The organism is Promineifilum sp. (SeqCode), assembly GCF_041918635.1.
Taxonomy (GTDB): domain Bacteria; phylum Chloroflexota; class Anaerolineae; order Promineifilales; family Promineifilaceae; genus Promineifilum.
On sequence record NZ_JAYRVJ010000128.1, the window covers coordinates 1 to 2,010 of the forward strand.

The 2,010-nt window shown below is 64.2% G+C and carries 3 protein-coding genes; 2 read left to right on the top strand and 1 reads right to left on the bottom strand.

The genetic code is table 11. From position 1 onward, the window contains the following. Both ACE3UY_RS04330 and ACE3UY_RS04335 read left to right on the top strand, forming a co-directional pair. The coding region (locus tag ACE3UY_RS04330) for a metallophosphoesterase (RefSeq protein ID WP_374686326.1) at positions 1 to 429 on the top strand (429 nt) is incomplete at its 5' end. 127 nt (positions 430 to 556) lie between these two features. Next, positions 557 to 1,042 (top strand): DinB family protein, encoded by a 486-nt coding sequence (locus tag ACE3UY_RS04335; RefSeq protein ID WP_374686327.1) that lies wholly within the window; start codon positions 557 to 559, stop codon positions 1,040 to 1,042. Between the two features lie 64 nt (positions 1,043 to 1,106). On the opposite strand, the gene ACE3UY_RS04340 is transcribed toward ACE3UY_RS04335, so the two are convergent. Then, positions 1,107 to 2,010 (bottom strand): phytanoyl-CoA dioxygenase family protein (locus ACE3UY_RS04340; protein ID WP_374686328.1); only part of this gene is annotated, 904 nt, incomplete at its 5' end.

A 2,010-nucleotide genomic window follows, 5' to 3' on the forward strand; every position in this document is an offset into this window, starting at 1 on the left:
GCCGGCGATGACCTGCTCATCGTCCACGCCAACCCGACCGACGTGAACCAGATCATCTACCCATCGGAAGTAGACCAGCTGGCCCGCTACGGCGAGATTCGGCAGAGCGACGCGGCGCTGGAGCCGCTGGTTATGGGGGCCAAGGCGCGCACGGTGGCCTTCGGCCACCTGCACGTGCCCAACGTACGCGTCTGGCGGCGGCGGCTGCTGGTCAACGTCAGTTCGGTCAGCATGCCCGGCGACAGCGACCCGCGGGCCAAGTACGCGCTGCTGACGTGGATGAACGGACGCTGGATGGCCGAGCACCGGCGGGTGGAAGTGGGCGCGGCCGGCCTCATCGCCGCCTTCCGCGCCGCCCGCCCGCCCCACTGGCCAGACGCCGTCGCCGCCCTCGAAACCGACGGCTATTATTATCCCCAACGTGTGTAAGAGAATAAATCAACCACGGATTTTCGCGGATTCGACGGATGTAACGGATTGAAACAAATGCTCAATCCGTGTTTATCCGTAAAATCCGTGAAAACCCGTGGTTGATTTATTGCTTTAGGAGGAATGAATGTCTTTAGAGAAGAAGGAAGCGATCAAGGCCCGGCTGACGGCGGCGCGGGAGGAGTGGTTCGCGGCGCTGCGCGGGCTGACCGAGGAGCAGTGGAACACCACCGCCTACTCCACCGAAGGGGGCGAGTGGCGCGTGGTGGACGTGCTGCGCCACGTGGCCGACTCGGAGCGCGGCATGACGGCCATGATGGCCCAACTGCAGGCCGGCGGCGGGGGCGTGCCCGACGACTTCGACCTGAACCGCTGGAACCGGCGCGTCGTCACCAAGCTGCAAGACAAATCGGCCGAGGAGGTATTGGCCGGCATGGAGGAGAACCGCGCCGCCCTGTTCGCCTTCATCGATAGCCTGGAGGACGAGGACTGGGACAAGAAGGGCCGCCACGCCAGCGGCCACATCCTGACCATCGAGCAGGTCTGCAAGCTCATCGCCCGCCATGAGCGGGATCATCTGGCGGAGATTCGGGCGGCGCTGGAAGAGAATTAGGAATTAGGAATTAAGAATTAGGAATGAAGAGCGCCTCAAGCCGCCAATTCCTAATTCCTAATTCCTAATTCCTAATTTCTTCGACTGGCGTATCGCGCCGCCGGTTGTAGAGCGTCTTGACCAGCCCCGACGGAACCCAGGCCCCCTCGACGTTGTCGTAGGTCGGCGTTAGCTCCGGGAAGAGGTCGTGGTCGCGCAGCAGTTGGGCGAAGTCGGGGTCGAAGTCGCCGTAGCCGAGTTCCGAGCGCACATTGCGGTAGTAGTTGTAGTGGTTGAAGAAGTGCTTGTTCTCCACGCCGTAGGCGACGAAGACGGAGTACTTGGGGCCGGTGATGTAGCTGCCGGAGTGGATGGTGCGGGGGTCGAAGATGACGCAGTCGCCCGGCTCGGTGGGAATCCAGTCGGCGTTGGAGATGGCCATCTGGATTTTGGGGGACAGGTAGTTGGCCGCGCCCAGCCACTTCAGCCGGCGCTCGCTGAACTTGCGCCCCCCCGACACCGGCCCCTTCGGCGGTCGCTGGCTGCCGGGGATGAAGCCCAGCCGCGAGTTGCTCTCGGCGAAGGTCTGCAAGTAGATGCCGCAGCGCACCAGTTGGTACGGCTCCTGTGACTCGTCCCAGTCCGGCCCCACGCCGTATTCGCGGTTGACGCTGTCGCGGTGCCAGGAGATGGCCGAGAAGCCGACGTGGATGTCGTTGTGCTGCAAAAAGCGCACGTCGGGCGACAGGATGTGGCGGACGATGTCCACCAGCCGCTCGTTGACGGCGACGGGCCAGAAGTCGCGCGACTTGACCACGCCGTCGGGCAGCGTCCAGGATGACCCGCCCGAGCCGCGGCCCGTGCCCTTCCACTCCTCCTTGCCCTGCATCCGGCCGCGGGTGATGCCCGACAGCTTCTCCATGCGCTCGATGTAGTAGCTCACCTCGTCCGGCGTCAGCAGCCCGCGCACGATGGTGTACCCCCGCTCC

Coding starts and splice junctions, on each gene's coding strand:
- ACE3UY_RS04335 (WP_374686327.1), top strand. CDS start 557: ATGTCTTTAGAGAAGAAGGAAGCGATCAAGGCCCGGCTGACGGCGGCG.